The organism is Pseudoalteromonas sp. PA2MD11 (assembly GCF_017808125.1).
GTDB classification, from domain to species: Bacteria; Pseudomonadota; Gammaproteobacteria; order Enterobacterales; family Alteromonadaceae; genus Pseudoalteromonas; species Pseudoalteromonas simplex.
The window spans coordinates 438,405-444,404 of sequence record NZ_JADKNF010000002.1 but is presented as its reverse complement, the minus strand read 5'-3'; the positions used below and the strand labels follow the sequence as shown (position 1 = coordinate 444,404).

Genomic DNA, 6,000 nt, shown 5'->3' with positions numbered 1-6,000 from the left:
CAAGGTAAGTGTGGCTCAAATGATCAGAATAGGATCTCCGCGTAGCGGCTTAGTTCAACATGTTTATAGCGAGCTAAATGCGCGCTTTTCTTATTGGTTTATTTTTAACAAAGTTGTTAACTAATTACCACTGTTATAAAAATCTAGTCGTGCTAGTTATTCACCTGCGTTGCTAATTTAAAAATGTTATTTTGATCTAGTTAGAGAAGCGTTAGAGGTAATTAATGAAATTAACTTTTTATTCTTTGTTGCTATTCTTGATTACAGGTTGCGCCATTTCCGCCTCTGTACTCAAGTCTGGGATTAAAATTGATGGTGAAAACTCATCAAATAACGAATTTATCTATTGGATCAACCTAGATAATATAAATGAATTTAAGCTATATCCTGATGGGTGCTCACAATATGATGAGCGCTCTTTTATGATGTCTTTTCTTGTTCCATTACCACCCCTAGTGCCTACTACTAAGGTGGATGAAGTCACAAAATCGGAAGCTAACTTTACAATCCGTATTACATCAGAAACAGGGGCTAACGTTGACTTGGACTAAGTTTCTATTTCTGTCACGCTTGGCAGTGATGCATATGATTTTGTTTATGTTGAAACGATAACTAATCAATATATTCCAGAATTCAAAGCATATCGCTTTAAGTCCTCTCTAAAGTGCGGTCAAATACTCGATGGTACATTAAATATAAAGGGGTTTGATGTAGACACCATAAAGTATAAGATAAATTTTTATGAGGGTACTGAATTGGAAGTCGGGTATCTGCAAGCCTGAGATCTAACAAGTATTCCAAACAAGTGAGCTTGAGAATTCTAGATATTTTATGATTGTTACATCTGTATTTCCGCTGGATGCTTCCGTAGGTTCCGCACAAGAGTGGAACAAATATCTAGCTAGTAACTAAAGTTCTTATATCAAGGTAATTATGGATGGGATATCAAAAATTGCTTGGCGCGTGTTCTTTACTAATTTTAGCCAAGCATTTTTGCCAGTTATTAGTTCGTTGTATTGGTGAGAATCGTGCATATTGCTATAAGTTTTAAAAGTACAAAGTTTGACGTTTCAAAAGAGCGAACAAATCCAATTAATCCGATTTTTGGTGAATCACTTTTAAAGTGGTTTAAATCTGAAATTGAACCTGACTTTGACGTTACTGAACCAGATGCAGAGGATTGGGGTTGGTATAGCTATATTGATTGGAAGGGACGTCAATACATACTTGGTGCATCTACTTATTTTGAAGAAGGGAATGATCCAAAGTCAGAACTCGAGTGGGTTTTACAAATAGATAAAAGCCGTACTTTCATCTAGAAGCTCTTTGGAAAAGCAAAAATATCTGAGACTGATGAATGTGTATTGTATTTAAAATCGAAACTAGAGTCAGAGCCTAAAATTAGCTCAGTAAGTTTTGAGTAATCGCACATAACAACCGTTGCAGTAAGATATTTTTAACGGTTGACGTCATGTTTTCACGGAGTAGTGGTGATTTAAGGAAACTGGGATGGCGCAATTTTTAAAGCTTGCCATTGGTAGACTTTTGAGTGAGTGTTATAACTCTGGCGATGGGGTCGCTCAGCTTCACATATGAGCCAAACATTAAGCAGTCGCTGAATAGTGTATTATGAAGAAATTGTTATGGATTATATTGTTCTTTTAGGCTTTGGAATTGGCGGATTGTATATTTACTATGCTCCAACAAAGAAGTTGTTAAAAATTGATTTTGGTTTAGCCAAAATATATTACAGGAGAGCCAAGGACAAAGGTGTTGGTTTAAATAAAGCACGCGAGTATTACAACAAGCTAGGTAAAGCTTTTGTTTTTGTGTCGATAACGGGGATTTTAATAAAGCTATTCTTTGTTTTATTTTCGTCAGTAACATAACAAGCTGCCTAAAGAGGTAGTAAAAACTTTGCCTACGCTCCTTTATTGAGTATTTTAGCGAAGCATTTTTTGCCCCATTTAGGTGAGAATTATAAATCATGGAAGGTTTTGTGAAATTAAAAAGTTTTGACGTTTTCTTAATAATTCTTTCTTCTAACGTCTTGGCTTGAATCTCGATGGAGAGTTTATGCTTTTATTAAAGTAAGCTTATAGCCATATGTCATCTAAAGAAATTTATGTTGATATCCCCAACAAATTGAATGATAAATAGTGTTTACCAAATTCTTGCAATGGCTTTTTACTTTCAGGAGATACAGTGAGATTTCTAGTATTTTTACTTTCATTAACTCCCTTGTTTAGCCTTGCTTGTTCGACTGAAAATACGAGTGGGTTATCAGCTTTTAAAACTCAAAGTATTTACGGTGAGATATCGCATATAGAAGTTTACTACCCTTTGGATTACGGCGACGCTCAAGCTTTTCGAGCTGAAATTTCGTTTGAAAGCAATTTTGATCAACCTGTATTAACTGTTCCCACATTTGTTAATGAACCATTAGATCTAGATCAAAGGCCCGAGTTGAGACCTTATAGAGTTTCAACTTTCCAGCTTGCTACTAATATGCTAGTTAAAGCTTCTATAGCCATTTATTATAAGTTTCCGAAAAGAGATGATGGTTTAATAACATTTTGTATGGGACTAAGAGTGATATACAAAATAAGTGACTTACCTGAAAAGTCTCTATAACAAACACATTAATAAATGAATGTTTATAGGCTAGCTTATGTATACAGAACGTTAACTTTAGCCAGTCATAGAGCATAAAGTGTTTTATAATTTTGATGGCATTAAATGATCTAACATTGATTTTTCTCACCTTGAGCGAGATTATTTTTCTGATTAGGGCTAGTTATAGGTTTTCGAACACTTACCGATTTTACTTTTAGTTTAGTTGACTGATTCGTTTAAAATGAAAATTACGCAATGATGAACACCCCATCAACTTGAGCCCTTGTCGATGGGATGTTTAGTTTTATTACTAAATGAGTGAATTGGCGTACATTAAACTTTTAGGTTATTGCTAGATTAAGGTTGTTGACGGGTAGGAGCAATCTGTAATTCACGAACACACACATGTTGTGGTTGCTCTTGAATAAATAGCGCAGCACGAGCGATATCATCAGCAATTAGTACTCCACCCATAGCTTTTTTCCATTCGTTGTAACCTGCTTTTATATCGTCAGATGTTGTGTGGCCAAGCAATTCTGTCTCAACGGCACCAGGGCAAATACTTGTTACGCGTACCCCAAAGTCGGCCACTTCTTCTCGAACATTTTCTGTAATTGCTGATACGGCGAACTTTGAGCCGCAATAAGCTGCATGATTAGCAAATGTCTTTTTACCAGCTATTGAACTAACGTTAATTATGGTGCCACTATTACGTTTTTTCATAGCAGGTAAAACAGCTTGCATACCATTTAGTAATGCTAAAACATTAACATCGAACATTTTTTGCCATTCAGTAGACTTTTGTGTATCTATTTGGCCTAATAACATGACACCCGCATTATTAATTAAGCATTCAACAGGGCCGTATTGTGCCTCAGCTTTTTCTATAGAATTAGAAAACGCTTCTTTATCAGTAACATCTACCTGTTCACAGATGCAATTTTGAAGATTCAAAGCCTTTAATTTTTCAACTCGTCTTGCAACAAGCAAGAGTGGGTAACCGGCTTCGCTAAAGTGCTTAGCAATAGCTTCACCAATGCCTGAACTTGCTCCAGTAATCACTACTAACTTTTTCATTTATTACTCCTCTAGGTGAAATTAATTTAAGTTTTAACTATCTATTTCTAATGATGTTTTTCTGAAGCTTATTTTATTTATTAAAGATTTGATGATATATAGTCATTAATTCACAATACTGTTTACAGATTTGAGCGAATCTATGTGGTTAAGTTGATTTTAATGGGTATAAAACATGAAAAAAGACATCAATTATGCTGATATCAATAGCTTTCTTATTTTGGTCGAAGAGGGAAGCTTTACAAAAGCAGCCAATAAATTAATGTGCTCTCGCTCACAAATTTCTAAACAACTATCTCAATTAGAGGCTGGTCTAGGTGTCAGTTTGTTAGTTAGGACGACGCGTACGCAACATTTAACACCATCTGGTGAGCTTTTTTACGATAAATGTAAAAGAGCTTTTGAGCGCATTGAACATGCTATAGATATAACATCAGATACTGCGTCACATACATCAGGTGAAATTAGAATAAATTGTGTCGGGGGGTACATTGGTGAAAATGTTATTGGCCCAATGGTTACTGATTTTATGCAGAAGTACCCACAAATTAATGTTGTGTTAGATTTTAGTAGTCGAAGAGTCGACTTAGTAGCAGGCGAATTTGATTTTGTATTCAGAATGGGAGACTTAACAGATTCATCATTAATCGCAAGAAAGTTAACTGAGCTTACAATAGGCATTTATGCGAGCCCAGAGTACATTAAAAAGCATGGAGAACCATTAAACCCAAAAGATTTAATTAATCACAAGTGTATAGCAGGTTCATTGAATACATGGACTCTATTAAGTGAGCATACAAATGAGAAGCAAGAGGTCATCGTCCAAGGTGATCTTGAGTGCAAAAATGGCAAAGTAATGGTGTACTCTGCATTGCGTGGTAATGGCATAATCCGAGTTCCAGAAGTTTACTGTAATTCGGAGTTAAATGACGGCACCTTGATCCCTGTTTTTAAGCATTGGCACCCTAAGGCAACGCCATTCTATTTGGTCTTTTTACGAGATAAACATCAACCAATGAGAATAAAAGTATTTAAAGAGTTTGTTTATAAAAACTTTATGCATTATCTAAATGGTGGCTCTGGCTCAAATTGCTAGCTCAGCTATTTTTAAGTGACATAGTTTACTGAATTTAGCAAAAGGGCTAATTGACAAGAAACTTTGGGCAACAAGACTGGTAGCTGTCAAGAATAAGGAAAGAGTTGTTTATGTCACTTTATGTAAATCATCCCCGTTATGGGTGTAAGCCGATTCGATCTGGATACCAATACTCTGTAACAGAAATAAAAAATTCTTATTGGCGATATAAACACGTTAAGTTTCTCGTTGGGACAGCTATACCTGCTAATACAGAGAAACAGAATTATGGGGTTTATCCGAGGGAGAAATACATTGATATAGAAGAGTTGTGTGAGGTATGTAATAGACCTTTTATTTTCTTTGCCTTGGAGCAAAAGTATTGGTTTGAGGTACTCAGATTTTATATTGATGCGCACTGCACAAAGTGTATTGATTGCCGTAAAAATGAACAAAAAATAAAGAGGTTACAAAAGTCTTATTGTGATTTAGTTACAAATAAAAACAGGACTTCAAGACAAAATGAAACATTAAAAAAATTGTTTGTAGAGTTAACAAGGCTGGGAATAATCAAACATAAAAATAACCCTAGTTTTCGAGATAAACTTTAACAATCAATTACGGAAACATTGCTACCTGGTAGATTAGACTTACGCTTAATTTGGCAATTATAGGGATTTAGTTACAGAGTCTAGGGATGATATTTAACTATTCTAACAATATAAAAGCCCAGCTTAACTGGGCTTTGCACTCTCACAATTTAGTGCTTTTTCATTTTACTCATTTCAGCATGACAACTTTGAATTGTCAGCAGGGTTTTAGATAACGCGGCTTCACAATCATGTGGTTGTGGTTTTTTAAGCGCATGTTTGATTTCAGCTAGTGTTTTATCTTCAACTTCTTCAAGTTCGCTAACATAGGTGGCGTTTTTGTCGGCACCGAGTTTGGTAATTAGCGATGTATAGGCTTTACGCGCTTCTACAGCAAAATCAGAGCCATTTTCGCGCTCGCCATTTTCGTTAATAGCATAAGGTTGTAAGCGCTCAACACTTACTTTACGCGCATCTATCATGCGCTGAAATAAGGCAATTATGCTTGGGTCGGTTACTTTTTCCTGAGCTTTTTCATAAAAATCGATACCGCTATTCATAACTTGGATGATATCTGCAATATGATGAACGTCTTGTCCTTGATGAGTATTCATAATGACCTCTTTTTGAATATTAAAAACA

General features: G+C 35.4%; 8 protein-coding genes. 6 read left to right on the top strand and 2 right to left on the bottom strand.

What is annotated here, in order from left to right:
* Positions 1–224 precede the first annotated feature (224 nt).
* The 4 genes from ISP07_RS04700 to ISP07_RS04685 all read left to right on the top strand — a co-directional run bounded on the left by ISP07_RS04700 (position 225) and on the right by ISP07_RS04685 (position 2,634).
* On the top strand, positions 225–551 hold the full coding sequence (locus ISP07_RS04700; RefSeq protein WP_209326964.1) for a hypothetical protein: 327 nt from the start codon (positions 225–227) through the stop codon (positions 549–551).
* A 477-nt stretch (positions 552–1,028) separates the two neighbouring features.
* Positions 1,029–1,319, top strand: coding sequence for a hypothetical protein (locus ISP07_RS04695; protein WP_228290508.1), 291 nt, complete (start codon positions 1,029–1,031; stop codon positions 1,317–1,319).
* Positions 1,320–1,643: 324 nt separating this feature from the next.
* Positions 1,644–1,889, top strand: coding sequence for a hypothetical protein (locus ISP07_RS04690; protein WP_209326963.1), 246 nt, complete (start codon positions 1,644–1,646; stop codon positions 1,887–1,889).
* A 316-nt stretch (positions 1,890–2,205) separates the two neighbouring features.
* Positions 2,206–2,634: a hypothetical protein gene (locus ISP07_RS04685; protein ID WP_209326962.1), complete on the top strand. Its 429-nt coding sequence runs from the start codon at positions 2,206–2,208 to the stop codon at positions 2,632–2,634.
* A 339-nt stretch (positions 2,635–2,973) separates the two neighbouring features.
* Here the strand turns inward: ISP07_RS04685 and ISP07_RS04680 are convergent, their stop codons facing one another.
* A complete protein-coding gene (locus ISP07_RS04680; RefSeq protein WP_209326961.1) occupies positions 2,974–3,693 on the bottom strand; it encodes an SDR family oxidoreductase in 720 nt (239 codons plus the stop codon).
* A 175-nt stretch (positions 3,694–3,868) separates the two neighbouring features.
* Between ISP07_RS04680 and ISP07_RS04675 the strand changes: the two genes are divergently transcribed.
* The gene (locus ISP07_RS04675) at positions 3,869–4,789 is read left to right on the top strand and encodes a LysR family transcriptional regulator (protein ID WP_209326960.1); all 921 of its coding nucleotides are present in this window, start codon (positions 3,869–3,871) and stop codon (positions 4,787–4,789) included.
* Positions 4,790–4,899: 110 nt separating this feature from the next.
* Positions 4,900–5,379 (top strand): zinc-ribbon domain containing protein, encoded by a 480-nt coding sequence (locus ISP07_RS04670; RefSeq protein WP_138618240.1) that lies wholly within the window; start codon positions 4,900–4,902, stop codon positions 5,377–5,379.
* Positions 5,380–5,528: 149 nt separating this feature from the next.
* Here ISP07_RS04670 and ISP07_RS04665 read toward each other — a convergent pair whose 3' ends face one another.
* A complete protein-coding gene (locus ISP07_RS04665) occupies positions 5,529–5,972 on the bottom strand; it encodes a ferritin-like domain-containing protein (RefSeq protein ID WP_054554697.1) in 444 nt (147 codons plus the stop codon).
* Positions 5,973–6,000: the final 28 nt, after the last annotated feature.